The following is a 23,874-nucleotide window of genomic DNA, read 5'->3' on the forward strand; positions in this document are numbered from 1 at the left end:
GTCGGGGCACGGGGAGGATCCTTTCGGGGGCCGGTGTCGGCTCAGGTGTTGTTTCGGCTATTAGATTTAGCTTGCGAATCAACTGTCCTGCGACAATGATGCAGTACAGAACCGACGCGGTCAAGGATTGGCAGTGATGACGGACACAGGAATTGCCGCCCCGCGCGCCAGCCTGCAGGCAATGCTGAATTTTGTGTGGGCGGCGGAAGCCTTCGTGAGTACGGACGCGATGGCGGCCACGGGACTGACGCGTTCCACAGCCATCGAGGCGTTGGACGGGCTAATCAGCCTTGGCCTCCTTGAGGAGCTTCCCAATGCCCGCGCCACCGGTGAATACAGCAAGGGCAGGCCGTCGCGGCGGTTCGCCTTCCGCCCCGGGGCTGCCGTGGTGGTGGGCCTGGACGCGGGCCGGACCCACCTCACCACCACCATCGCCGACCTTTCGGGAAACCCCCTGGCGCGGCAGACCGTCCGGCTTGACGTTGACAGCGGCGCCGCGGAACGGCGGGTGGCCGTGGTGTCCGCCATCGATGCGGCCCTGCTCGAGGCCGGCCGGGAACGCAACGAGGTCCTTGCGGCCGGCGTCGGCGTCCCGGCGCCGGTGGATGCCGTTGGCGCATCGCCGCGCCAGGAGGGCGGCTTCTGGCAGCGGATGAATCCCGGCCTGCAGCAGCTGCTGGAGGAGTGGGTGCCCATTGTCCGGATCGAGAACGACGCATCGCTGGCCGCCATCGCCGAGGGCAGCGTGGGGGCGGCCGTAGGTCTGCGGCATTTTGTGGTGTTGCTCGCCGGGGACCGGCTGGGCGCGGGAGTAGTGGTGGATGGCCGCCTGCTGAAGGGCAAGCACGGCGGTGTGGGCGAGATGATGGCCTTCGACTACGTTTTTGGGGTTGAGTCGGTGGTGGGGATCGGCCTGCAGCTGGCCGACTGGGTCCGCGAAGCCAAGGCGGCCGGCGATCTTCCGTCCGGACATCCCCTGGCGCCGGTGGCGGCCGCGGACCTTACGGGCCGGATGGTCCTGGACCTTGCCCGATCCGGGGATGCCTGGACGCGGGCCCTGGTGGAGCGCGCGGGAGCGCTCCTCGCCCGGGTAACCGGCGTTTTTGGCAGCCTGTACGACCCGGAGCGGGTGATTGTGGCCGGGGCGGTGGTGGAGGGTCTGGATGAGGTGCTGGCCGTGGCGCAGGACTTGCTGCCCGGGGAAATCAACCTGCCAGCCCCGGAGCTGCTGCTGTCCGCGCTCGGCGCCACGTCTGTGGCCACCGGGGCCGTGCACGCAGCCCTCGAAGCGGCCCGCAGTGACGTCCTGCGATTGGGGCGCCCGGTCGCTTCCGCCCGGCCGCCCGGTGCGATGAACTAGGAGGAGGCGCGCCAACGGCCGGAACGCAAGGTTCCGGCCGTCGGACTTCGTGTTGACGTGCCGCCTGGGCTTAGGCGCGCGCTGATTCCTGAAGGTATTCCTCATCTTCGGCGACGTTTGAGTTCCGGCCCAGGGCCAGGCCCACCATGGTGAGGACACAGGCCACCGTCAGGTAGATGGCCACGGGCAGCCAGCTGTTGTAGGCGCCCATCAGGAGGGTGAACATAAATGGCGCCACGGCGCCGCCGATGATTCCGGCAAAGGTGTACGCCAGCGAGCTGCCGGTGGAGCGGAGGCGCGGGCTGAACTGTTCCACCACGAACGCGGCCTGCGGGCCGTACATAAAGGAGTGGAACACCAGGCCCAGCACGGTGCCGATGATCAGGACCGTAGCGGACTTTCCCTCAAGGGCTATGAAAAAGACGAAGGCCCAGACGGAGGCGCCCACCGCGGCGATGCCGTAGACGAGGCGACGGTTGATCCGGTCTGAGACCGCGCCGGCCAGGGGCATGGTGAAGAGCTGGACGGCCGATCCGATCAGGACGGCCACCAAAACCTGGCCGCGGTCGAAGCCGAGCTTCTGGATGCCGTAGGTGAGTGTGAAAACGGTGCACAGGGCGTAGAGCACGTCCGGGCCGATGCGGCTGAGGATGGCTGCGGCGAGGGGCCGGCGCTGGGTGCGGAGGACTTCCTTGATGGGGGCGTTGGGCTTTTCGCCGCGGGCTTCGAGGGCCTTGAAAACGGGGGTGTCTTCCAGCCGCAGCCGGATCCAGAGTCCGAAGGCCACCAAAACTGCGGAGACCAGGAACGCAATCCGCCAGCCGTAATCCACGAAAGCTTCCTCGGACAGCATCAGCGTCAGTACCGCCAGGGCGCCGTTGGCCATCAGGTTGCCGGCGGGCGGGCCGATCTGGGCGGCGGAGGCCCAGAAACCACGACGACGGGGATCACCGAATTCGCTGGACAGCAGCACGGCGCTGCCCCATTCGCCGCCCACGCCGACTCCCTGGGCGAAGCGGAGCAGTACCAGTGCGATCGGTGCGGCGATGCCGATGGTGCCGTAGGCGGGCAGCAGGCCGATCAGGAACGTGGCCACGCCGATCAGCATCAGTGTGATGACCAGGACCTTTTTCCGGCCGATCTCGTCACCCAGGCGGCCGAAGATGATGCCGCCGACGGGCCGGGAAATGTAGCCCACGGCGTAGGTGGAGAAAGCGAGGAGGGTGCCCGTAAGGGGATCTGCGGCGGGAAAGAAGATGAGCGGGAAAACGATGGCGGCCGCTGCCGAGTAGACGGCGAAATCGTAGAATTCAAGCGCGGTGCCCGTAAGGCTGGCGGCGAAGGCTTTGTACATATCCTTGCGGCGCACCACGGGGGCTGTGGTCTCAGGCGCCGGGGCTGGGTTGGTGGCCATGGGTGTCCTCCAGGGTGGATGCGTTGCTGCGGACCGCCGGGGCGGGAAGGGTGCCTGCGCCGCGGGCCGGGGGGTGCCGAGGGGCAGCGGTGGGGAGTTCCCGGCGGAGTACGGCTGCCGGGCAGTGCTGGTCAGGTTGTTGAACAATCTGAGGTTGTTGAACAATCTAATGTGAAGTGGGCCACTACGTCAAGGGGGTGGCTCCTGGCAGTGGGCGGCGCTCCGGCACGTCACGCGAAGCCTCCGGGCCGGGAACAGCAAATGCCGATGCGTGCAGGACGACTTGGCCCCGCCCTAAGACCGAGGCGAATCCACCCGCCCCCGTTAGCCGTGACTGTTCACGTGGCGGCGATCAGGCGCGCACCTGTAGGCCGATGGGCTTATCCGACTTGCCGCCCAGTCACAAAAGCGATGAACCCGTTGCCTGAAGGCCTCAGGTTTTCGGGGCACTCCGAGCCTGCTGCTCGCCGCCCCAGCGTTCCAGTGCGTTGATCGCCTCGCGCAGGGTGAGGCCCTTGTCGGTCAACGCGTAGGCCCGTGTGTTGTGCCGAAGGGGTAGGCGGGACAATAGGCCGGCGGCCTCGAGCTCACGCAGGCGGGTCGCAAGCATGTTGGTTGGCACTCCCAGGTCGCGCTGCAGATCGCCGTAGCGCTGCGGCCCGTCGAGCAGCTGCCCCACGATAAGCAGGGCCCACCGCGCTCCGACGACGTCGAGGGCCGCGGCGAGGTCGCTCACGCGGTCGGATCGACGTCCGGCTTCATCCAAAACGGCGAGTAGTGGTAGCCGTCGGGGTCGTCGAACTGGCGCTGGTACATGAAGGGGTAGTCGTCGGTGTCGCCGATCCGCCCGCCGGCGGCGCCGGCGCGTTCGATGAGCCCGTCCACTGCCTCCCGGCTGCCGAGGTCGAAGGAGACGGTGACCTTCGAGGGGGTGTCCGGCCCGCCGACCAGCTCCTCAGCGCCACCGACGCTCGCGTACATCTCGCGGCTGCCGAGCATGACGTACTGCTCGGGCGCGATCGCGAAGCAGGACACGTTGTGGTCTGACATCTCGGTGTTGAGGTTCCAGCCAAGGGCGGTATAGAAGGCTGTGGAGCGCTCGACGTTCTCAACCGGGCAGGTGATGAAAAGGCTCATGACGTCATACTTGCATTTTGCAAGTATGACGTCAAGACCCAGCCGCGCTTTGCAACCTTGGGGGACGATGGAGCCTACTTAGCGCTAGGCCCGGGTGATCCGGGACCAGATCATGCGTTCGGCATGCCAACCCGGGGGGCATAGCGCACCGCCAACTATCAGCCCTGACCCAGGAAGCTGCCCTCCGCTGACGGATCGGAGGAGAAAAGGCGAACCTCCGCTTTTGTCCCTCCGCGCACGGTGAGCAGGGTCGGGTCCCGCCACACGTCCCGGGCGCACCTATAGGCAACGCAACGCAACGGTTCCGGGACGTGCTCTCAGCGTGCGGGAATCTCAGGGTACTGCTCCCGCGCGGCCCACGCGCTGCTCGTGGATACATTCCCCCGGATCGCCCACCGGCCCACGGCAGCGGCAGCCCCCACAGTGGCCCATAACCCCAGCAAACCCGGGTGCCAGCCCAGTCCCAGCAACCCGCCCAGCCCCCAAAAGACCAGGGTGGGCGCGGCAAAAAATGCACCGACATGGATCCACTGGCGCCGCACGGGACGGAGCAGGAAGGCCAACACCCACGCGAGCGGAGCGCCCGCCAAAAGGGCGGTCCCATAACCGTAAAAGAGCGCCAGCGGCACGACTCCCCAGCCGGTCCACGCGTCGGTCCCGGAGCGGAAGGCCGTGACCACGTGGGATATGGCGATGATGGTGGCCAACAGGCCCACCCACAGAGTGGTGGTGATCAGCCAGCCCTTGATGAAGGCAGGCGCCTGCAGGACCACCTGCTCTTTCGCCGGCCCCGGCACGTCCCCCAACGTCATGCCCCTAGCCTAGTGCCGGGCGTCAGCCTTCTGAATGGGTCCGCACGTCTGCGCTGGCTTCCGCCTTGTAACCCAGGTTCCTGGAGACGGCCCTGGCTGCCGCGCGCACCGCCGGGGCCAGGACGTTTGGGGGTGTGGCACCGTCCGGCACCACAATGGACAGCGCCGCCACCACAGTGCCCTGGGCGTCGAAGACCGGCGAGGCCACCGACACCGTGGTGGACGGCAAGGTCCGGCGGATCATGGCAATGCCCGTCCGGCGCACGTCGGACAATGTCCGGCGAACCTGCCCCTCCGGCATAACCGCCACGCCGGGTTCGAGTTCAGGTGGTTTGCGCAGCATGGTTTCCTGGAACTGCTGGTCAGCGCCGGCCAGCAGCACCAGCCCGATGGCCGTGGTCCGCAGCGGGGCCCGCCCGCCAACCCGGTAGGCCACCTCGGTAGCATCCTTTCCGGACAGCCGCTCGATCAGCACCGCCTGTTCGTTGTCCCGCACTGCCAGCAGCACGTGGTGCCGGGTGACCTCAAAAAGGTCCTCCAGGTAAGGCAAAGCGATTTCGCGTACCCCGTGCCCCCGCGGCGACAGGGATGCCACTTCCCAAAGCCTGACCCCCACAACGTACCGGCCGTCGTCGAGCCTCTCCAGCGCGCCCCACGCCACCAGGCGGGCGATCAGCCGCAGCGCTGTGGGGGCCGGCATGTCCGCGTGGCGCGCCAGCTCCGACAGTGTCAGCGCCCGGCGCCGGTCCGAAAAGACAGCGAGCAGGCTCAGGGCGCGGTCCACCACCGGTTCGCCCTGCTTGGGCCGCTTGCCGCGGGCGGGAGGAGCGTCTGAATCCGGAGGGACTGCCATGGCCGCCTTCGATGCTGGGGGATACGTGAGCTGTCCCACAATACTATTCCAACCAATGAAAGCTCCCTGTGGTGAAGATGCTGCGGGAACGGAAGCTGGAACTCCCAGCACCCCACGCCCAGGAGCCTGCCGCATGACCGCCACCAGTCTCGACGCCGACGTCGAACACGCCCTTTCCACGCTGCCGCTTGAAGACAAGGTTGCGCTGATCAGCGGCGACGGGCTCTGGTCCACCCGCGCGGACGCCCGGCTGGGACTGCCGCGGGTGATCGTCTCGGACGGTCCCGTGGGCGTGCGCGGGCACAGGGAGAACGAACAGCACGGCTCGGCCAACTTCCCGTCCGGAACCGGGCTGGCGGCGTCGTGGGACCGGAGCCTCCTGGAGCGCATCGGACGCCAGCTCGCCGCCGAAGCCCGCCGCGCGGAGGTGGATGTGGTCCTGGGCCCCACCATCAACCTGCACCGTTCACCCCTGGCCGGCCGCAACTTCGAGTGCTATTCGGAGGATCCGCTGCTGACCGGCGACCTGGCCGCCGCGTACGTGACCGGCATCCAGTCCCTGGGGATCGGTGCCTGCCCGAAGCATTTTGTAGCCAACGAGGCCGAAACTGACCGGACGAAAGTGAACAACGTGCTCGCGGCCCGAACCCTTCGCGAGGCCTACCTGGCGCCGTTCGAAAATGTGGTCCGGAACGCGCGGCCGTGGATGGTCATGGCCGCGTACAACGGCGTCAACGGTGCGCCCATGACCGAGAACGCGCTGGTGGCGGAGCCGCTGAAGGGGGAGTGGGGCTTCGACGGTGCCGTAGTCTCCGACTGGCACGCCGTGTATTCCACCACCGGATCGGCGCTTGCGGCCACGGACCTGGCCATGCCCGGACCGGAGAAGCTGTGGGGTGCGGCGCTGGTTGAGGCCGTCCGGTGCGGGCAGGTCGCGGAGGCGGAGATCGACCGGAAAATCCGCCGCCTGCTGACGCTGGGCCGCAGGGTCACCGCCGGCCGGAACCAAGCGATTAACCCGTCCGACGCCGGTCCGCTGGCCCGGGCGGCCGCCGCTGCAGGGACGGTCCTGCTGGAGAACCGGGACGGCGTGCTGCCCTTGCGGCCGGCAGGGCCCACCTCGATCGCACTGATCGGGCCGGCAGCACTGGAACCCCGCACGCAGGGCGGCGGCAGCGCCTCGGTGTATCCCGACTACACGGTTCCACCCGCGGCAGGGCTCCGGAACGCGCTGGGCGAAGGCGTCCGGGTCACCACCACGCAGGGTGCCTGGCTCGCCGATGGCCTCCGCGAACCCCGGCCCGGTGAGTGCACCTTTGATGGCGCACCCGTGCAGCTGCGCTGGCTGGACGCTGCCGGTGCCGTCCTGGAAACGCAGGCAGGCCGGCTGACCACGCTGACGCGGGGCCGGACCGGCGTCCCCGCCGGGGCGGCCGCCGTCGAACTTTCCACCCTGTTCACCCCGCACCTGTCCGGGAGCTGGCAACTCGGCTACAAGGGGATCGGCCTGGGCGAGGTGACGGTGGACGGCGTTCCCGTAGCCACCGCCGATTCCAGGGACCGTGCCGGCAACCTCGAGGAGGTGCTCATTGGCGCCCCTGACGTCAGCGGCCCCGTTGAACTGACGGCGGGCACGGCCATCCACGTGGCCCTCCGCTTCACCTGGGCCGGCGACTTTATGCTTTTCCGCGTGGGGCTGGGTGTGGCCGAGCCCCGCCTCTCGCAGGACGCGGAAATTGCCGCCGCCGTGCAGGCCGCCCGGGAGGCTGAGGTGGCCGTGGTGATGGTGGGGACTTCCGGCGCCGTGGAAAGTGAGGGCTTCGACAGGACCTCCCTCCGGCTTCCCGGCGCCCAGGATGAATTGGTGGCCGCGGTGATCGCAGCCAATCCGCGCACCGTGGTGGTGGTCAATGCGGGCGCCCCGGTGGAAATGCCCTGGCGCCATGACGCGGCGGCGGTGCTGCTGGTCTGGTTCCCGGGCATGGAAATGGGCAACGCCCTGGCGGATGTTCTGCTGGGCGCAGTGGAGCCCGGCGGGCACCTGCCCACCACCTGGCCCGCGGTGCTGGCGGACGCGCCCGTCACCACTACCGCCCCCCGGGACGGCGAACTGGCTTATACGGAAGGAGTGCACCTGGGCCATCGCGGCTGGGCGCGGCAGGAGCCAGCCCCCGCGTACTGGTTCGGCCATGGGCTGTCCTACACCACGTTCGCCGTGTCCGCCTTTTCGCTGCGGCACGCGGGCGCCGGTGTTTCCGCTGTCCTCACCGTTAAGAACACCGGCACCAGGGCCGGCAAATACGTGGCGCAGGTTTACGCCTCGGCGCCCGGCTCCGAGGTTGACCGGCCGGCGTTCTGGCTGGCCGGTTTCGGGACCGTTCAGCTCGCCGCCGGGGAATCGGCCGACCTTGAGGTGCTCCTGCCCGTCCGGAGTTTCGAGTACTGGGACGAGGAAACGGGCTGGGTGCTGGAACCGACCCTGTTCCAGCTGGCCCCGGCCTCCGACGCCGGTCAGGCCGCCGGCGCCCTGGCAGGACCTCTGGCCGCCCACTGGGACGGGGCCATCGCATGACCCGCCCGCCCGGGCTGCGGGGCGTTGCACGAACAACCGTGCCGCGCCCGTCCCCGGCGCCTCCCTCCCTCCGGTCTAGACCCGGCACCCAGCCTTTCGTTGCCGCCGCCGGCGGCAACCGGACCACAGCACCCGCAAGGAGCACCCCATGACCCGCAGCGACACGGCTGTCCAGCCGTCCCTGAACGACCCGGCCCTGAATGACCCGGCCCGCCCCGGCGGGGCGCCGGTCCCGCCGTTCCCCGTCTTTGACGCCCCAGGAATCCCGGTGGAGGTGTCGGACGTTTCCGCGGTGCACAGCGAAGTGACCTACGCCCGCATCCTCGGCTTCCGGCCCCTGAAAATGGACATCTGGCTGCCCCGGCACGCCACCGGCCCTGTACCGCTGGTGCTGTGGGTGCACGGCGGCGCCTTCCAACTGGGGGACCGGCGGGAACTGCCGCCCACGTTCGCCCCGGACTCGGTGTTCCGGCTGCTCAACGAGGCAGGCCTTGCCTGCGCCACGGTGGACTACCGGCACAGCCTCGAAGCACCGTTCCCTGCCCAGCTCCACGACCTCAAAGCCGCCGTCCGGTACCTCCGCGCCTTCGCCGGGGACCTGGGGGTGGATCCCGGCCGGTTCGGCGCCTGGGGCGAATCCGCCGGTGGGCACCTGGTGGCGCTGCTGGGCCTCACCGGCGACCGGGAGGACCTGCACGGCGGCCTTGGTGCGCAGGGGCACTCAAGCGCCGTGCACGCCGTCGTCGATTTCTACGGCGTCTCCTCGCTGGTGGACATCCCGCCCATGCACATGCCGGCCGGAATGTTCCCGGCGGCCCTGACCGCTGCCGTGCCGCCGGGCATGTCCCTGCAGCCCGAACAGATGCTGGTGGGGGGCTCCGCCGACCCGGCACTGCTGGCCGCTGCCAGCCCGGTCAGCTACGTGACCGCGGATTCAGCGCCGTTCCTGCTGGTCCACGGCGACAGTGACGGCCTGGTGCCGCATTCCCAGACGGACCTCCTGGCGGCTGCGCTCGCCGGCGCCGGGGTGGAGCACGAGGTGGTCACGGTCCAGGGTGGTGACCACTGCTTCTTCGGCGCCGAGGACCAGTTGGACGCCATCCTGGCCACCGCGGTGTCCTACTTCTCCCGGAAGCTCGGCCGGCAGTGACGGTGCCTGAGCCGTCGCGTCAACCGGAGCCTGACACCGGCCCGGCGCCCGATGCAGGCTTCGCCCAATACCTGGCCTCGCCGGCCGGCCCCCTGGTCCTGGACTCCGGCGCGCTCCGGCTGGCAGGGCCGGACGTCCCCATCCGCACCGTCACCGCCGAGGGCAGGCACGGCCCCGTCAACATCCGGATCTACGGCCATCCTGCCGGCTCCGGCGCCGCCGGGCTGGTGTGGCTGCACGGCGGCGGGTTCGTCAGCGGCACCGTGGACATGCCGGAATCCGACTACCTCGCCCGGGTTTTAGCGGCGGCCGGCACCCCGGTGCTGTCAGTGGATTACCGGCTGGCGCGCGATGGTGTGTGCTTCCCCGTCCCCCATGATGACGCCCTGGCCGGCTGGTTCTGGGCGCGCCGGAACGCTGAAAGCCTGGGCCTGGCCCCGGAGCTTCTGTGCCTGGGCGGTGCCGGCGCCGGTGGGAACCTGGCGGTTGGGGCTGCGCTGTACCTGGTGGATGCAGGCAAACCGCTGCCCGCCAAGCTCCTGCTCGCGTACCCGTTCCTGCATCCGGACCTGCCCGCCCCGGCCGGCGGGCTGGCCGCGGACGTGATGGCCGGGCTGCCGCGCCAACTGCGGTTCACCCTGGAGGACTGCATCCGGACCGCCGAGAACTACGTGGGCGGACCGGTGAGCATGGCACCGTCCTACGCGATGCCCGGCTACGCGGACCCCACGGGACTTCCACCCACTGCGCTGCTGGCCTGCGAGTTTGACGATGCCCGCGGTTCCGCCGAGGTGTTTGCCGCCGCCTTGGAACAGGCAGGCGTTCCAGTTTCCTACTTCCTGGCCCGCGGCGCCGTCCATGGCCACCTCAACCATGCGGCAGGTCTCCCCGAAGGTAGACCGGCGCTGGATTTCCTGGCTGCGGAACTGGCCCTGGCGGGCGCAGCGTGAGCCCGTCCGCGGCCGGCACCCCCGTGATCCCGGGGTTCTTTCCCGACCCCACCGTCTGCCGGGTGGGCGGGGACTACTACCTGGCCTCCTCAAGCTTCGAATACTTTCCCGGGGCGCCTGTCTTCCACAGCCGTGACCTCGTGGCGTGGGAGCAGGTGGGCAACATCCTGACCCGCCGCACCCAGTTCGCCGCGGGTGACCGCCGTGGGTCCGGCGGGATCTTCGGTTCAACGCTCCGCCACCACAACGGGCAGTTCTGGTTCATCACCACAAACATGAGCGACTTCGGCGGCGGCCACCTGCTGTTCCGTGCCACAGACCCGGCAGGGCCCTGGAGCGAGCCTGTCCAGATCGCCGGGACGCTGGGGATCGACCCGGACATCGCCTGGGACCAGGCCGGAAACTGCTACCTCACCTGGGTGGGTTTTGGCCCGGGTCCCGAAGCGTCGGGCATCGTCCAGGCCCGTCTCGACACTGCCGGCGGGCACCTGCTCGAAGCTCCCCGAAAGGTTTGGCAGGGCACCGGGCTGGCGTTCCCCGAAGGTCCGCACCTCTACCAGGTGGGGGACTGGTGGTACCTGATGCTGGCCGAAGGCGGCACCGAGCGGGGCCATGCGGTGTCCATCAGCCGCAGTACCTCACCTGCCGGGCCGTTCGAAGCCTGTCCCGGCAACCCCATCCTGAGCCACCGCAGCCTTGACACCCCGGTGCAGAACACCGGGCATGCGGACCTTGTGCAAAAGCCGGACGGGACCTGGGCTGCGGTTTACCTGGGCGTCCGGACCGGCGGGGCCAGCCCGGGATATCACGTCCTGGGCCGGGAAACGTTCCTTTCCGGCGTCACCTGGCAGGACGGTTGGCCCGGTTTCGACCAGGCCGGCTACCAGGTTCCGGCGTCGGACCATTCGTTTGTGGAGGACTTCGCCGCACCGGAACTGCACCCGCGCTGGGTATCACCGGGCGACGAACCGGCATCATTCATATCCCGTCCGGCGGCGGACGGCGGCCTGGAGTTGGCTGCCGGCGGGCCGGACAGCCCGCGACTGCTGGCAACCCGCCTCCGGGATGCGGACTGGACCTGCCGGGCCGCGTTCCGTGCCGTCGATGCCGGCGCCGAACTGGTGCTGCGGATCGACAGCAGGCACTGGTACGCGGTCCGGCTGGGGCAGGGCCTGGTGCAGGCCGTCGCCCGGATCGGGCCCCTCACGCAGGAACTCGCGACGGCGGCCCCCCACCCGGGTGAAGCCGTGCAGTTGGAGATAAGCTCCGCGCCGCCCGCCCGGGCCGGGCAGCCCGGCCAAAACGTTGGACCCGACGAGGTGGTCCTCGGCTTCCGGCAGGCAGGACACCTCACCGAGCTGGCCAGGCTGGATGGCCGCTATCTTTCCACCGAGGTGGCCGGCGGCTTCACGGGCAGGGTCATTGGTGTGTCCGCGCTGGGCGGGCCGGCGGTTCTTGACCGGTTCGAGTATCTGTCCGCGGCTGCTGCGCCCGGAACCTGATCCACTGGCCTGCAGCCGGTGGGGTGCCGGCTGCCTGCCTGCAGGCAGCCGGTGGCGTGCTTCGTGACCGGATGCCGTCACGAACTGGCGGCCGGTGCCCGGCAGTGGCACCATAATTTGATGCTTGAGGCAACTAAATCCCCGTCCCGACCCGAAGAGGGACCCCTGAACCCCGCGTTGGCGGCCGAAGCCAAAATCGCCAGGATCGCGGTCACCGTGTTCCCCCTCCTGGTGGTGGCCGCCGGCCTGGCCGGGTTTTTTGCCCCGGGGGCCTTCAAGCCCATGGCGCCCAGTGTCCCGTACCTGCTGGGCATCATCATGTTCTGCATGGGCCTCACCCTGACGCCGCCGGACTTCGCTGCAGTGATCCGCCGCCCCTGGGCCGTGGCGCTGGGGATCGTGGCCCACTACGTGATCATGCCGGGTGCCGGCTGGCTGATTGCCACGGCACTGAATCTGAGCCCCGAACTGGCGGTGGGCCTGATCCTGGTGGGCTGCGCGCCGTCCGGCACCGCGTCGAATGTGATGGCTTTCCTTGCCAAGGGCGATGTGGCGCTTTCGGTGGCCGTGGCGTCGGTGTCCACCCTCATCGCCCCGATCGTCACCCCGCTGCTGGTCTTGTTCCTGGCCGGCTCCTACCTCCAGATCGATGCCGGCAGCATGGTCCTGGATATCCTGAAGACGGTGCTGCTGCCGGTGATCGCCGGGCTGCTGGCCCGGCTGCTGCTCAGGAAAGCCGTGGCGAAGGTCCTCCCCGCACTGCCCTGGGCGTCCGCCGTCGTAATTTCACTGATTGTTGCCATTGTGGTGGCGGGCAGCGCGGACAAGATCGTGGCCGCGGGCGGGATCGTGTTCCTTGCTGTGGTGCTGCATAACGGCTTCGGACTGGGGCTGGGCTACCTCGCCGGCAAGGTGGGCAGGCTCGATGCGCGGGCCCGCCGCGCCCTGGCGTTCGAGGTGGGAATGCAGAACTCCGGCCTCGCCGCCACGCTTGCCACCGCCCATTTCGGGGCCCTGGCCGCCCTGCCATCCGCCGTCTTCTCGCTGTGGCATAACGTTTCCGGCGCTGTTGTGGCTGCCTGGCTGGCGCGGCGTCCGCTGCCGGACCCGCAGGCCTGACCAAACAACGGACGACGGCGGCCTGCGCCGGCGGTGCCGACGCTGCGGGAAGGATAACTCCAGGGTAGGGGCGAGGGTTGTGCTCTGACCATGTGGTGGCGGGCCAAGCCCCGACCGTTCCGCGGACCTGCGGCTTAAGGGCAGAGCCGGACCAGGGCTTCGTGCAGGGCGGATTTCATCCGCCATAAAGACGCCTGGAAACACGCCCTGGCCCAGAACGAAGGCTGGCGAGAGCAGCTCCCCGTGAAGGGCCGCTACCGGCGCGGCTCACTGTTCATCCGTTAGGCTCGATTTTGGTCCGCTGGGGGCCCTTGACTCTGCTATGGGGGCATAACCATCGTGGGAACTGTTAGTAGATCAACAACGTGGACAGGCCTGCGCCTGGTTCCGCCAGCGCTGCTTTTTGGGCTGCTGCTGGGGCTGGCGGGATGCACTTACGCGGGCGCGCCAACCCAGGAGGAGCCGGCCACCGTCCGGGCCACGAACGCTGCAGTTGCGTCTTCCGCCGCTACGCCTGCCCTGGGTGGAGAAACCGTGCGGGACTCGTTTGGCAACGCGGACTTCTACACCACCGTGCCAGGCGATACCCTCGCGGCGGTGGCGAAGACGTACGGGCTATCCGAGGTGAAGGTCGCCGGGTTCAACGGACTCCAGCCCGGAACTCCCCTCGCTCCGGGGACACGGCTCCGGCTAATTCCGGCCGGTCCCATGCCGGGCGCCCAGGGCACTGCCACGATTGACGCAAACGGCATTCCAACGGGATACACGATAGAGCCCGAAGACAGCTTGGCGGGCATCACCTACAGGTTCAATCTGACCGCTGAGCAGTTGGCGGAAGCGAACAAGGTCCCGTTCACCTACGAAAAGGGGAACGTCTTTTTCATCCAGGCCGGCAAGGTCATCCAGCTGCAGAAGAATCCCGTGGACAGCCGCTCAGGGGCCGGTACAGGGGTCACCAACTCGTTCGGCCAAACGGTCTTCTACACCACGGCAGACGGTGACTCATTCGACAGCCTGGGCTACAAGTTTCGCTCAACCACGGCACAGATCCTGATGTACAACCGCTCGCTGTCCGTGGATCAGCCCATCCCTGCCGGTACGAAGCTTCGCTTGATACCCGGCGAACTGAAGATCGAGGGCGCTCAGGGGACGTCCACCGCTGACGCCCAGGGCATTCCACTGACATACACCACCGCGCCGGGAGACATCGAACGCCAAGTTTCGTTCCGCTTCGGCGTGACTGACCTGCGCTCGGCCAATCGTCCCAGCACAGGCACCGCCGGGGCCTGGTATGACTTCTCAGACCTGCCCAACGGCGAACTTGCGCCCGGGCAGACCATCAGCGTGGCGCTGGACAAGCCCATTAACAAACCCGGCCCCTGACGTTCGCCCGTTTGCAGTGGGCGCCCTGGGGAAGCGTCCAAATCGGGGTAACGCGGGCGCCGCGCAGTAAGCAGCTACTGGGGCTCGGGGTCCCTCATATCAGCGGCCCTTCTCTCATCGGCGCTGAGGATGCCGTCACGAACAGCCGTTCTAATCACGAGGTAGAGAACATAGAAAAAGACGGCTGCAACCACCGCCGAGAGGATAACGAGATTCAGCGGACCAGCATCCATAATTTTCCCCCCAAGGATGTTCACATTCGTTCAGACCAGAATTAGCTTAGCGACAAGCGGGCTGACAGTAGCGTCAAAGCAACCAGGTGAGTGCCCGTTGAAGAATCTCCTCACCTGCATTTGGAAAGCGGCAACCGAGGCCTCGCTGCCTGCTCGGTAACCTAGGTAGAGGACAAAAAAGGGGGCATTGTGGACGAAAATATTCAGGACCGACGGCGGATCGTCCGGGATTTCGGGGTCCGCATATCGATTCCCGCCGTGCTTTTCGCCGGGTTGCTTGTCTTTCTCATCTCCTCCCTACCGCTTGGTGTGCTTCCGCCTGCAGTGTTGGTCGTAGGAGCTGCTCTCCTGATCGGGGGCACCATCGGATTCTTCACGGGCGTTCGCGGGCCGCACTGGCCGATCTACGCTTCGATCTTGACCGGAACGGCGGTACTTCTCCTGCTGCCCGACCCCTGGCAGGGGCTCGCTCTCCTGCCGATCCCTGCATCGGCAGTCGCCTACGCGTTGGGTAAGGAGACCGCGTTCTTCCGGCTAAACCTTGGGCAAGCTGTTTCGCTGGCCGGCAAGTGACACTTTCGCGTCCATGGGCCCGGTAAGACGCCCATTGCTCGTACGTTGAAATGAGAAGGAGTGGAACCTGCAGTAGGCATTTTTATGGTTATTGGTGTGGTCGGAATGATCTACGCAACGATGGCACATTACAAAAACCGGAAGTAGCACCCGCATCTGCTTGCTTGGCGCGTCCCCAACGCTGGCTAATCGTGAGCTGTTGTCAATCGAGTGAGAGATGGGGGTAATACCGGTTTGCTTGAATTGTTCAATTGGGCCGCACGATGACAGCAGCGTCCGGTAAGGATCCCTGAACGGACGCCGGAGCGTGCGTTGATTCCCCGGCTTACGGCCCACAGTCCAGTCGTGTACACATGGAACATGGGACTAGAGGTTCAAGAATCCGACCGGGAAAACTGTCTGTTCTGCGGCATCGTTGAGCGCGATCCTGGAGACCAAATTTTCTTTGCCGACAATGATGTGGTGGCTTTTCTCGATATCGCTCCAGCGACTCAAGGACACACCCTGGTCGTGCCCCGCATACACGCGGCCAACGTGTTCGATGTGGGAGGTGATGAATTTTCAGCCACAATGCGAGGCGTCTGGAGCGTTGCCAGCATCCTCAAGCGACAGCTGAATCCCCAAGGAATGACCCTGATTCAGAGCAGCGGCGAGGCGGCCTGGCAGGACGTTTCCCACCTGCATGTGCACCTCATTCCTCGATATCAAGGAGACGGTCTCGTCCGCCCTTGGGGTCAGGTTCCGAGCCAGCCGGAGGCGGTTGGACAGACAGCTGATTCCCGCGCTCTAACAGGGGAATTGCGCCGAGCAAGCGGCTACGAGGAGTAACCGCTTGCTGCTGAAGGATTGTCCACGGGAAAGGTCCAGTCCCATGCTGGTTTGTGCCACCTGGACAGCCGTCATGCGGCCGGGCTGAAACACTGGAGCTATGGACATGCCTCTCGCCCGTGACTCTGGACATGTGGACCAAAAGAACATCTGTAACGTCGCCCGAGCCTTCGTGGAGGAAAACCATCCTGAAGCATGTGCCTCGATTCTCGGCGGAAGCGCTGCGGCGGGAACAGCAACGTCGACCTCGGATCTCGACATCGCACTGCTGTATCCGACCGGTCACTCCAACTACGCCCAGACCACCCGGTACCGGGGCTGGCTGGTAGAAACCTTCGTACATACACCGGAGAGCCTCCAGTTCTGGTACCGCAAGGAAGCCCAGGATCGTAGACCGGTGATAGCAGCGATATGCGCGAAGGGACTGCTTCTAACAGACGACGGAAGCGGTGCTGCTTGGCAAGAGGGAGCTCAAGCTGAAACGGCCCGAGGGCCTGAACCGCTCACAGACCAAGAACGAGATTCCCGTCGCTACAACCTCAGCGCTCTTGTAGACGACCTCGAAGGCAGCGAGTCGGCAGCGGAAGATCTCATACTGACTGCAGAGGTGCTCCGCGAGGCGGCCGATCTGTTGCTCCTCGAGAACGGGAACTGGCTCGGCGCCGGTAAATGGGTCATTCGCAGGCTCGCCCAGAGTGACCATCACTTGGCGGTCCGCCTGCTGGCATGGGCGAGGGACCCGAACCGCGACCCAAAGAATCTCATAGCTCTCGCAAAGGAGGTACTCGGCATATCAGGTGGGTACCTCCAAGAAGGCTTTGTTCGAGGCGCCCTCTGACGAGACTCCCCAAATCATCCTCGCTGCCAATCCACATGGATGCCGGCCAGGGGCGCACAATTGCCTTGGAGCTAGGACGTGCTGAGGCGAAAGGTCACACGCGACAGCTCGGCGTCTTGGGGCATGGTCGGATAGTGCGACTGGAGGCCGGCAGCGTGATCCGCATCGAGGTCGATCAAACGGATCCGCTCCACTGAGAGAACCTCGCCCTCAGCGTGGGCAAAATCAGGGTGGTCCTCGAAGACGAATGTCGCAGGTCCCACCGTGATCGGGTCATCCCAGCGGATGGTTGTGGTCTTCTCGCCTGACATCACGGCGTCGTGATACCGCTTGTTGAATCGAACAATTCGTCGCTCATTAGCATCTGGGAAGAAGTACGTGTCCGGCAGGAGTTTGCGAACCGGCCGGACGACCGGACCGGATTCTGCCGGTACTGCGACCAGTATGTCGGGATGGTGATCGAGGAGCACCTGCCGGCATCGTCCGCACGGGGGGATAAGACCGCGCCCCCTGTCGCCAGCCGCTGCTATCGTGAGCAGTTGCTTCGCCCCTGCGGTTGCCGCAACGCCCAGGGCGACCAGCTCGGCACACGGGCCACCGTTGAAGTGGTAGACGTTCACTGCCTGATGAATGTTTCCGTCAATATCCATCGTGACCGCGGCGACGGTGTGATTGTCGCTCGCCCCGAGGGTTCGCGCTAAGGCCTCTGCGGCATCGATGACACGGCGCTCAGGTTCAAGTGGTTCCACAACTGATCACGCTAACAGGCGCGGTCCTGAGGAGTGGATGGATAGAAGCATTTACAGGAATTCTGGACGCCCGGTACAGATCCCCTTGCGGGCTGCCCGATGCGCCAAACAGCGCGGTGAAAACGCCGCCATTTACTGCTAAAAGCCACATCGGGGGCGGAACCAGAGTGATTAGAGGCTCGCGACCTTTTTAGGTGACAGGAGAAAATGTTTGGCCGCCGCCCATTCTGACCGGGGGCAGGGCCTTTACCCAACCGTGAAGGCCCGGTCCGGACAACCTCTTTCATTGAGTGAAACCAGCGGGCGCCGGCAAGGCGCTGATGCCGCAAAGTTGAGTCAGGACGTGGCCCGCAACACAGGGCCCGCAGGACAGGACGGCGCGGTACACACATGGAGTCGACGACGACGGCAGGCCGGGTCATCAAGGGCCTTGAGTTTGCCCGTCCCGAGGGGGCGGCGCCGCTGCTGCTGGACCTTCACCTTCCGGCGGAGGCGCAGATCGGCGGCAGCAGCCCTGCCATCGTCCACTTCCACGGCGGGGGTTGGCGGACCGGCGAACGGTCCTCCCTGGGCCCGTCAGTGGACGGCACCGGCATCAACCCGATCGGCGCCCTGGTGGCGGCCGGTTTTGTGGTGGCCTCCGCGGACTACCGCCTCAGCGGAACCGCCGTCTTCCCCGCCCAGCTGCAGGACGCCAAAGCCGCCGTTCGCTGGCTGCGGACCAACGCCGCCGCCTATGGTGTGGACCCGGACCGGATCTACGCCTGGGGTGACTCCGCCGGCGGGCACCTGGCGAGCCTCGTCGCGCTCACTGCGGACGCCAACACCACCGCTGCAGACCGGGTCGCTGCCGTCGCCGCGTGGTACCCGCCCACCGATTTGGTGAAGATGGGCAGCCAGGCCCTGCCTGACGCCGTGGCCAGTGCCGACGATCCAGGCTCCCGCGAGGCGCTCCTGCTCGGCGCCCAACCCGCCGACGCGCCGGAGAAAGCCGCTGCAGCCAGCCCGCTCAGCTACGTCCATCGCGACGCCCCGCCGTTTTTCCTGGCCCACGGAACCGCCGACAGGTTCGTTCCGGCCGCCCAGTCCGCCAGCCTCGCCGACGCGCTGGAAGCCGCGGGCGCCGCCGTCGAACTCCTCCTGATCGAGGGGGCCGACCACATGTGGGGCGGCCCCGACGGATCCACCGCCGCAGCCGCCCAGGCCACCGCCGCCACCGTTGACTTTTTCCGCCGCCAGGCGACCCACCACTGAACCAGCACGGCCGGCGCCCCGCCCGGCCACACCTGAAAGGCCCCCCATGCATTTCATCGGCATCACCCACCTCGGCACGCCCTGGGCCGCGGCCCTGGCCGGCGCCCGCGTCCTTCCCCTTGCCCCGGTGGCCGACTTCTGGGCCGACCCCACGGGTTGGCAGGACAAGGCCGCCTCCCTGGTGACGGACACGGAAGCGGCCGACGGCGGCACTTTCCTTGAGCGCGCAGGCGTCACCGAAGTGCCTCTGGTCCCGGCCTCTGCCAGGGTCATCTGCGTGGGCCTGAACTACAAAGCCCATGTCGCCGAGGGCAGCTACAAGAACCAGGACCTGCCGCCGTATCCCACCCTGTTCGGGCGCTGGACGGCTTCCCTGTCCGTGGGCAACGTCCCTGTCCCGGTCCCCACCGGCGAAGCAGGCCTGGACTGGGAGGGTGAAGTCGCGGCGTACATCGGCCAGCGGGTGGAGTCCGTGGACGAGGAAACAGCTGCCGGCGCCGTTTTCGGCTACTCCACCTTCAACGACATCACCTCCCGGACCGCCCAGAAGCTCACCTCGCAGTGGACCCTTGGCAAAAACGGCGACTTCAGCGGCCCGCTGGGCCCGCTGGTGAGCCGCGATGAGGTGGGCGACCTGCGGGACGGCCTCCAGGTCCGCACCCGCGTCAACGGTGTGGAGGCCCAGAACGGCAACACCCGGGACATGATCTTCTCCGTGCCGGCCATCATCGCCCTGATCAGCCAAACGTTCACCCTGCATCCGGGCGATGTCATAGCCACCGGAACGCCGGAGGGTGTGGGCTATGCCCGCACACCGCAGTGGCTGCTCCAGCCCGGCGACACCGTCGAAGTGGAAATCGACAAGCTCGGCACCCTCACCACCCCCGTGGGCGACGTGTCCCTGCGGAGCCGTGCCTGATGGCTGACACGCCCATTGCCACCCCGGCCGGCCGGGCCGCCATGGCCGGGCTGCCGGGGGAGGTGCAGGTCCTCATTTCCGGCGGCGGCCCCAGCGGACTCTTCCTGGCCCTGGACCTTGCCGGCCGCGGCATCCCCAGCCTGGTGATCGAGCCCCGGGACGCCGTGGACCACACCCGGCCCCGGGCCAAAACCACCAATGCCCGCACCATGACGCACTTACGCCGCCTGGGCCTGGCGGACGCCGTCCGCGCCGCCGCGCCCCTTCCCGTTGGGTACTCCCAGGATGTCGCGTTCTGCACCGGCCTCACCGGGCCCGCCGCCTATGAGCTGCGCCGGTTCCGCAACGCCTTCCAGCTGGTCCCCGGGCGGTACGGCCCGCAGCCTGAGGCGGGCCAGCAGATCCCGCAGCCTGCACTTGAGGAAGTCCTGCGCGCCGCAGCCGGCCGGCATCCGCTGATCACCCTGGCCTACGGCCTCACTGTGCAGCATGTCGAGGGGGCGCACGCGCCGCACTCCGTGCTGGTCGCGACCCCTGCAGGTGAGCAACGAACCGTCGTGGCCAACTACGTCATCGGGGCCGACGGCGGCACCTCCGCAGTACGCCGCAGCCTGGGGATCCGCCTGGCGGGCGGGTCCGCGGCGCTGTCCAACATCAGCGTCCTGTTCCGCTCCAGGCAGCTGGCCGGCGCCGTGGCGCTGGAACCGGCAGTCCATTACTGGGTGGTGGGTCAGGACGCCTCGGGCATGGTGGGTCCCATGGACCTGGCCAACACGTGGTGGGCCATCGTCCAGGGCGTGGATCCCGACGTTTCGGTGGACAACGCCGCCGCGGAAAAACTGGTCCATTCCCTGGTCGGCGCCGAAGTGGATGTGGAAGTCCTGGCCACCGACCCCTGGACGGCCCGGATGCTCCTGGCACCGGACTACAGCCTCGGCAACATCTTCCTGGTGGGCGACGCCGCCCACCTGAACCCGCCCTGGGGCGGCCACGGCTTCAACACCTGCATCGGCGACGCCGCCAACCTCGCCTGGAAACTGGCCGCCTCGATCAACGGCTGGGCCGGGCCCGGCCTCCTGCCCAGCTACGGCGCTGAACGCCGCCCGGTTGCTGCCCGGACCATCAGCGATGCCGCCGCCAACGGCCAGGCCCTGGCGTACCACTTCGCTGATCCGGCTCTGGCGGCGGCGGGCCCGGCCGGGGATGCCGCCCGTGCCGCAGCCCACCAGGCCCTCGCCGTGAAGCAGAGCGAGTTTGATTCCCTGGGCCTGGTGCTGGGCTACTCGTACGCGGGCTCGCCGGTGGTGGTCCCGGATGGCCTGCCCATCCCGCCGGATGACCCCATCAGCTATGTCCCGTCCGCCAGTCCCGGCGCGCTGCTGCCGCACACCTGGCTGGCCGATGCCACCTCGGTGTACAGCAGCCTGGGCACCGGCTTCACCTTGCTGGCCGACGCCGGCACCTTGGCCGGGGTGCCGGAAACCGACGTTTTCGCCCCGGTCCTGGCAGCGGCCGCCCGGCAGGGCATTCCGGTGACCGTTGCCGCCGTCGGCCCGTCCGACGACGGGACCGCCATGGCCGAACTTTGGGGCGCGGGCGCGGTGCTGGTCCGGCCCGACCAGCACGTGGCCTGGCGCGGGAACGCCGCAGAAGCCGCCGCGGCCGCCCTGTCCGTCGCGGCCGGTTGGACCGCCGACGCCGCTGCAACATCCCCCAACGACTCCAGGAGTGCCCGTGTCGACGCCGTCCTTCCGTGATTTCCTGTACGCCCCGGACCACCCACGGGTGGCGGCCATCAGGGGGCTGGACGCCCGCGGGTACGCCGAGGCGGCCACGCGGGATTCCTTCGCCGGGCCCATGATCGAGGGCTGGAAAAAGCTCTACCCCCGGCCGTTCCGCGGGATCACCAGTGACGGCGTGATGCAAGAAGGCCTGTTTCCGTTGGCCCCCGCCCGGCCCGGCGAAGAGGCGCCCACCGCGCAGATGGTGGCAGCGGCCGGGAAACTCCTGGCCGTGGTGAGTGATCAGCAGGCCGGGAAGCTCCGCTACGCCGTGGACGCGGTGGAGTGGCAGAGCTGGGCCAACCCCGAGTTTATGCAGCACGATACCGGGCTCCGGCTGGACGAACTGGACGCCCCCGTCCGGGATGCCGCACTGGCCCTGGTGGAAGCCACGCTCAGCCCGGAAGGCTTCGAGTTGGTGCGCGGGCTGATGCGGATCAACGGCTTCCTGGGCGACCTGGTGGAGCTGCCCCTGCTGATGAACGAGTTCAGCTACAACTTCTCCCTCTTCGGCGAACCGTCCGGGACGGAGCCGTGGGGGTGGCAGCTTTTTGGCCACCACGCGGCCGTGAACGCTTTGGTGGCAGGCACCCAGCTGGTCATCTCGCCGGTGTTCCTCGGCGCCGAACCGGACCTGATCGACGCCGGCCCGCACCGCGGCGTCCAGGTGTTCAAGGAGCGGATCGGGCTGGCCCGGCAGCTGATGGAAGCCTTGCCCGCTGAGCTACGCGACGCGGCCACGGTCTATGCGGCCATGGTTGACCCTGCCATGCCTGAGGGCCGGCTCCACTCCGGCGACGAGCGGCACCTTGGCGGCTGCTTCCAGGACAACCGGGTGATCCCGTACGAGGGGATCAAGGTCTCCGCCATGCCCACCGAAGCCCTCGAAGTGCTGGATGCCTTGGTGGCGGATTTCCTGGTGTACCTGCCGGCCGGGCCGCGTGCCGCCCGGCTCCGGGAGATCCGCAGTCATTACAGTGAGACCTTCTTCAGCTGGATCGGCGGCTGGGAGGGTGCGGAGGCGTTTTACCTGCGCGTGCAGAGTCCGGTGGTAATCCTGGAGCTTGACCATCACACCGGGGTGTTCCTGGACAATGACGAGCCGGCGCCATTCCACATGCACACGGTGGTCCGGACCCCCAACGGAAACGACTACGGCCGCGGGCTGGTCAAGCAGGCCCTGACCCCTTAAACCCAACTGACTCGCAGTTGTTGTCGTTTTGGGGGCTCAAAACGACAACAACTGCGAGTCAGTTGGGTGGGGGCACCGCGGGGCGGTTAGAGCTCCAGGGCGGCGCGGCGCTGCGGCGGGGGTCCCACCACGGTGAGGTCCATCTCCGCCTGGGCCCGGCCGAAGCCTTCCATGTCCATGTAGGGCTGGCCGCCTTCGGTGTACATGTAGTCCTCGGTGGGCTTGTTGAAGTATTCGAAGAACCCGTTGAACACCGAGGGAGTCAGGAAGCCCACCATCTGGGTGTTGTGCGCATCGAACGCGAAGGAATGGATGGTGCCGGCGGGGGCATGCACAAAGTCCCCCTTGGTCAGCAGCATTTCGCGGCCGTTGGCGTACAGCCACATCCGGCCCTCGGTGCACAGGAAGTTCTCGGTGTGTTCGGAGTGGAAGTGCAGCGGAATGTACGGTGATTTTGCACCCTTGGTGTGCACGGCGAAGTAGTTGGACCCGGTGTTGGCGGGCCGGGACAGGTAGGTGAACATGGTCTGGTAGCTGACCAGCCGCTCACCTTCGCCGGCGCTGAGGAAGTACGGGCTTTCCGACGGCGGCAGGCCGGCGTCGTGCTTGAAGGCGGGCGCCACCCGTTCCACGTCCGGGAAGGTGATGCCGAATTCGGCACCGATTTCCGCCTGCTCCTGCAGCCCCGCGGTGCGGCCGGCGCGGACCGGGGGCACGTGCGAGTCGATGGGGGTGCCCACGCGTTCGTAGTAGGCCTCGGCGCCACCGGGCGTCATCCAGTTCAGGAAGCGGGTGTAGTGGCTGGCCATGCGGTAGGCGTGCGGGGTTCCCGGCGGGATGACCACGGAGTCGCCCGGGGTCAGGATGCGGCTTTCGCCCGGGAGCCAGACGTGCAGGATCCCGTCGAAGACGTAGAGGGTCTTGTGCTCAACCTGGTGCGTGACGAAGGGCGACTCCGCGCCCATGCCGCCGGAGATGTAGGCCGCACTGAAGATCCCGCCGGTATCGGCTGCCCGCGCGATCACGGTGACCAGCTGGCCGTTGAGCTCGTAGCGCGCGCCTTCGCCTGATGCCATGTAATACGGCAGGGCCTCGCCGGGCAGGGCGTTGGCAACCGGGAGCTGCCTGTTCATTTCCTCAACGCTGAGGGACATGGGTTCCTTCTTTCCAGTCGGCCGGCCAGTGCCGGAGCGTGACCTACAGCATGGCTGGCCGCCGGTCCTGCTACGAGGCTGGATTCCAATGGTTGGAAGCC

Annotated in this window: 22 protein-coding genes; 14 read left to right on the forward strand and 8 right to left on the reverse strand. The window is 67.5% G+C overall.

Annotated elements, in window-relative coordinates; translation table 11 throughout:
- Positions 1 to 136 precede the first annotated feature (136 nt).
- Positions 137 to 1,360: an ROK family protein gene (locus ACU18_RS03890; RefSeq protein ID WP_050684227.1), complete on the forward strand. Its 1,224-nt coding sequence runs from the start codon at positions 137 to 139 to the stop codon at positions 1,358 to 1,360.
- A gap of 70 nt (positions 1,361 to 1,430) precedes the next feature.
- On the opposite strand, the gene ACU18_RS03895 is transcribed toward ACU18_RS03890, so the two are convergent.
- From ACU18_RS03895 to ACU18_RS03915, 5 genes are all read right to left on the reverse strand, one after another.
- Positions 1,431 to 2,774: an MFS transporter gene (locus ACU18_RS03895; protein ID WP_050684228.1), complete on the reverse strand. Its 1,344-nt coding sequence runs from the start codon at positions 2,772 to 2,774 to the stop codon at positions 1,431 to 1,433.
- A 433-nt stretch (positions 2,775 to 3,207) separates the two neighbouring features.
- A complete protein-coding gene (locus tag ACU18_RS03900; protein WP_050684229.1) occupies positions 3,208 to 3,510 on the reverse strand; it encodes a winged helix-turn-helix transcriptional regulator in 303 nt (100 codons plus the stop codon).
- Positions 3,507 to 3,911, reverse strand: a complete 405-nt coding sequence (locus ACU18_RS03905; protein ID WP_050684230.1) for a VOC family protein — start codon at positions 3,909 to 3,911, stop codon at positions 3,507 to 3,509. Before ACU18_RS03905 ends, ACU18_RS03900 begins: the two co-directional genes overlap by 4 nt.
- A gap of 317 nt (positions 3,912 to 4,228) precedes the next feature.
- Positions 4,229 to 4,723 carry a hypothetical protein gene (locus tag ACU18_RS03910; protein WP_050684231.1) on the reverse strand — a complete coding sequence of 165 codons (495 nt, stop codon included), beginning with the start codon at positions 4,721 to 4,723 and terminating at the stop codon, positions 4,229 to 4,231.
- 22 nt (positions 4,724 to 4,745) lie between these two features.
- A complete protein-coding gene (locus tag ACU18_RS03915; RefSeq protein ID WP_082178172.1) occupies positions 4,746 to 5,576 on the reverse strand; it encodes an IclR family transcriptional regulator in 831 nt (276 codons plus the stop codon).
- 133 nt (positions 5,577 to 5,709) lie between these two features.
- Between ACU18_RS03915 and ACU18_RS03920 the strand changes: the two genes are divergently transcribed.
- The 6 genes from ACU18_RS03920 to ACU18_RS03945 all read left to right on the forward strand — a co-directional run bounded on the left by ACU18_RS03920 (position 5,710) and on the right by ACU18_RS03945 (position 14,252).
- A complete protein-coding gene (locus ACU18_RS03920) occupies positions 5,710 to 8,148 on the forward strand; it encodes a beta-glucosidase family protein (RefSeq protein WP_050684232.1) in 2,439 nt (812 codons plus the stop codon).
- Between the two features lie 148 nt (positions 8,149 to 8,296).
- Positions 8,297 to 9,298 (forward strand): alpha/beta hydrolase, encoded by a 1,002-nt coding sequence (locus ACU18_RS03925; protein WP_050684233.1) that lies wholly within the window; start codon positions 8,297 to 8,299, stop codon positions 9,296 to 9,298.
- On the forward strand, positions 9,295 to 10,248 hold the full coding sequence (locus tag ACU18_RS03930) for an alpha/beta hydrolase fold domain-containing protein (protein WP_050684234.1): 954 nt from the start codon (positions 9,295 to 9,297) through the stop codon (positions 10,246 to 10,248). Before ACU18_RS03925 ends, ACU18_RS03930 begins: the two co-directional genes overlap by 4 nt.
- Complete coding sequence (locus tag ACU18_RS03935; RefSeq protein WP_050684235.1) at positions 10,245 to 11,750, forward strand: glycoside hydrolase family 43 protein; 1,506 nt, start codon at positions 10,245 to 10,247, stop codon at positions 11,748 to 11,750. The genes ACU18_RS03930 and ACU18_RS03935 overlap by 4 nt, the downstream gene beginning before the upstream one ends.
- A 120-nt stretch (positions 11,751 to 11,870) precedes the next feature.
- Positions 11,871 to 12,869: a bile acid:sodium symporter family protein gene (locus ACU18_RS03940; protein WP_050684236.1), complete on the forward strand. Its 999-nt coding sequence runs from the start codon at positions 11,871 to 11,873 to the stop codon at positions 12,867 to 12,869.
- 534 nt (positions 12,870 to 13,403) lie between these two features.
- Positions 13,404 to 14,252 carry a LysM peptidoglycan-binding domain-containing protein gene (locus ACU18_RS03945; protein ID WP_050684237.1) on the forward strand — a complete coding sequence of 283 codons (849 nt, stop codon included), beginning with the start codon at positions 13,404 to 13,406 and terminating at the stop codon, positions 14,250 to 14,252.
- Positions 14,253 to 14,326: 74 nt separating this feature from the next.
- Here ACU18_RS03945 and ACU18_RS03950 read toward each other — a convergent pair whose 3' ends face one another.
- The gene (locus ACU18_RS03950; RefSeq protein ID WP_050684238.1) at positions 14,327 to 14,509 is read right to left on the reverse strand and encodes a hypothetical protein; all 183 of its coding nucleotides are present in this window, start codon (positions 14,507 to 14,509) and stop codon (positions 14,327 to 14,329) included.
- A gap of 165 nt (positions 14,510 to 14,674) precedes the next feature.
- Between ACU18_RS03950 and ACU18_RS03955 the strand changes: the two genes are divergently transcribed.
- The 3 genes from ACU18_RS03955 to ACU18_RS03965 all read left to right on the forward strand — a co-directional run bounded on the left by ACU18_RS03955 (position 14,675) and on the right by ACU18_RS03965 (position 16,724).
- The gene (locus ACU18_RS03955) at positions 14,675 to 15,058 is read left to right on the forward strand and encodes a hypothetical protein (protein ID WP_050684239.1); all 384 of its coding nucleotides are present in this window, start codon (positions 14,675 to 14,677) and stop codon (positions 15,056 to 15,058) included.
- A 345-nt stretch (positions 15,059 to 15,403) separates the two neighbouring features.
- Entirely contained in the window at positions 15,404 to 15,886 is a 483-nt protein-coding gene (locus tag ACU18_RS03960; RefSeq protein ID WP_157407555.1) for an HIT family protein, read from the forward strand.
- A 100-nt stretch (positions 15,887 to 15,986) separates the two neighbouring features.
- Positions 15,987 to 16,724: a nucleotidyltransferase domain-containing protein gene (locus ACU18_RS03965; RefSeq protein ID WP_050684241.1), complete on the forward strand. Its 738-nt coding sequence runs from the start codon at positions 15,987 to 15,989 to the stop codon at positions 16,722 to 16,724.
- Between the two features lie 71 nt (positions 16,725 to 16,795).
- On the opposite strand, the gene ACU18_RS03970 is transcribed toward ACU18_RS03965, so the two are convergent.
- Complete coding sequence (locus ACU18_RS03970; protein ID WP_082178174.1) at positions 16,796 to 17,473, reverse strand: ASCH domain-containing protein; 678 nt, start codon at positions 17,471 to 17,473, stop codon at positions 16,796 to 16,798.
- Between the two features lie 390 nt (positions 17,474 to 17,863).
- On the opposite strand from ACU18_RS03970, the gene ACU18_RS03975 reads away from it, so the two are divergent.
- From ACU18_RS03975 to ACU18_RS03990, 4 genes are read left to right on the forward strand one after another with little or no spacing between them, the layout of a single operon-like run.
- Positions 17,864 to 18,727 (forward strand): alpha/beta hydrolase, encoded by an 864-nt coding sequence (locus ACU18_RS03975; protein WP_050684242.1) that lies wholly within the window; start codon positions 17,864 to 17,866, stop codon positions 18,725 to 18,727.
- A gap of 46 nt (positions 18,728 to 18,773) precedes the next feature.
- Positions 18,774 to 19,646 carry a fumarylacetoacetate hydrolase family protein gene (locus ACU18_RS03980; RefSeq protein WP_050684243.1) on the forward strand — a complete coding sequence of 291 codons (873 nt, stop codon included), beginning with the start codon at positions 18,774 to 18,776 and terminating at the stop codon, positions 19,644 to 19,646.
- Positions 19,646 to 21,403, forward strand: a complete 1,758-nt coding sequence (locus ACU18_RS03985) for an FAD-dependent monooxygenase (RefSeq protein ID WP_197273509.1) — start codon at positions 19,646 to 19,648, stop codon at positions 21,401 to 21,403. The genes ACU18_RS03980 and ACU18_RS03985 overlap by 1 nt, the downstream gene beginning before the upstream one ends.
- A complete protein-coding gene (locus tag ACU18_RS03990) occupies positions 21,381 to 22,619 on the forward strand; it encodes a DUF3500 domain-containing protein (RefSeq protein ID WP_050684244.1) in 1,239 nt (412 codons plus the stop codon). Before ACU18_RS03985 ends, ACU18_RS03990 begins: the two co-directional genes overlap by 23 nt.
- 86 nt (positions 22,620 to 22,705) lie before the next feature.
- Here the strand turns inward: ACU18_RS03990 and ACU18_RS03995 are convergent, their stop codons facing one another.
- Positions 22,706 to 23,773: a quercetin 2,3-dioxygenase gene (locus tag ACU18_RS03995; protein WP_050684245.1), complete on the reverse strand. Its 1,068-nt coding sequence runs from the start codon at positions 23,771 to 23,773 to the stop codon at positions 22,706 to 22,708.
- Between the last annotated feature and the right edge of the window lie 101 nt (positions 23,774 to 23,874).

Source organism: Arthrobacter sp. ZBG10 (genome assembly GCF_001238605.1).
GTDB lineage: Bacteria > Actinomycetota > Actinomycetes > Actinomycetales > Micrococcaceae > Arthrobacter.

Coding starts and splice junctions, on each gene's coding strand:
- ACU18_RS03890 (WP_050684227.1), top strand. CDS start 137: ATGACGGACACAGGAATTGCCGCCCCGCGCGCCAGCCTGCAGGCAATG.
- ACU18_RS03895 (WP_050684228.1), bottom strand. CDS start 2,774: ATGGCCACCAACCCAGCCCCGGCGCCTGAGACCACAGCCCCCGTGGTG.
- ACU18_RS03905 (WP_050684230.1), bottom strand. CDS start 3,911: ATGAGCCTTTTCATCACCTGCCCGGTTGAGAACGTCGAGCGCTCCACA.
- ACU18_RS03910 (WP_050684231.1), bottom strand. CDS start 4,723: ATGACGTTGGGGGACGTGCCGGGGCCGGCGAAAGAGCAGGTGGTCCTG.
- ACU18_RS03915 (WP_082178172.1), bottom strand. CDS start 5,576: ATGGCAGTCCCTCCGGATTCAGACGCTCCTCCCGCCCGCGGCAAGCGG.
- ACU18_RS03920 (WP_050684232.1), top strand. CDS start 5,710: ATGACCGCCACCAGTCTCGACGCCGACGTCGAACACGCCCTTTCCACG.
- ACU18_RS03925 (WP_050684233.1), top strand. CDS start 8,297: ATGACCCGCAGCGACACGGCTGTCCAGCCGTCCCTGAACGACCCGGCC.
- ACU18_RS03940 (WP_050684236.1), top strand. CDS start 11,871: ATGCTTGAGGCAACTAAATCCCCGTCCCGACCCGAAGAGGGACCCCTG.
- ACU18_RS03965 (WP_050684241.1), top strand. CDS start 15,987: ATGGACATGCCTCTCGCCCGTGACTCTGGACATGTGGACCAAAAGAAC.
- ACU18_RS03975 (WP_050684242.1), top strand. CDS start 17,864: ATGGAGTCGACGACGACGGCAGGCCGGGTCATCAAGGGCCTTGAGTTT.
- ACU18_RS03980 (WP_050684243.1), top strand. CDS start 18,774: ATGCATTTCATCGGCATCACCCACCTCGGCACGCCCTGGGCCGCGGCC.
- ACU18_RS03985 (WP_197273509.1), top strand. CDS start 19,646: ATGGCTGACACGCCCATTGCCACCCCGGCCGGCCGGGCCGCCATGGCC.
- ACU18_RS03995 (WP_050684245.1), bottom strand. CDS start 23,773: ATGTCCCTCAGCGTTGAGGAAATGAACAGGCAGCTCCCGGTTGCCAAC.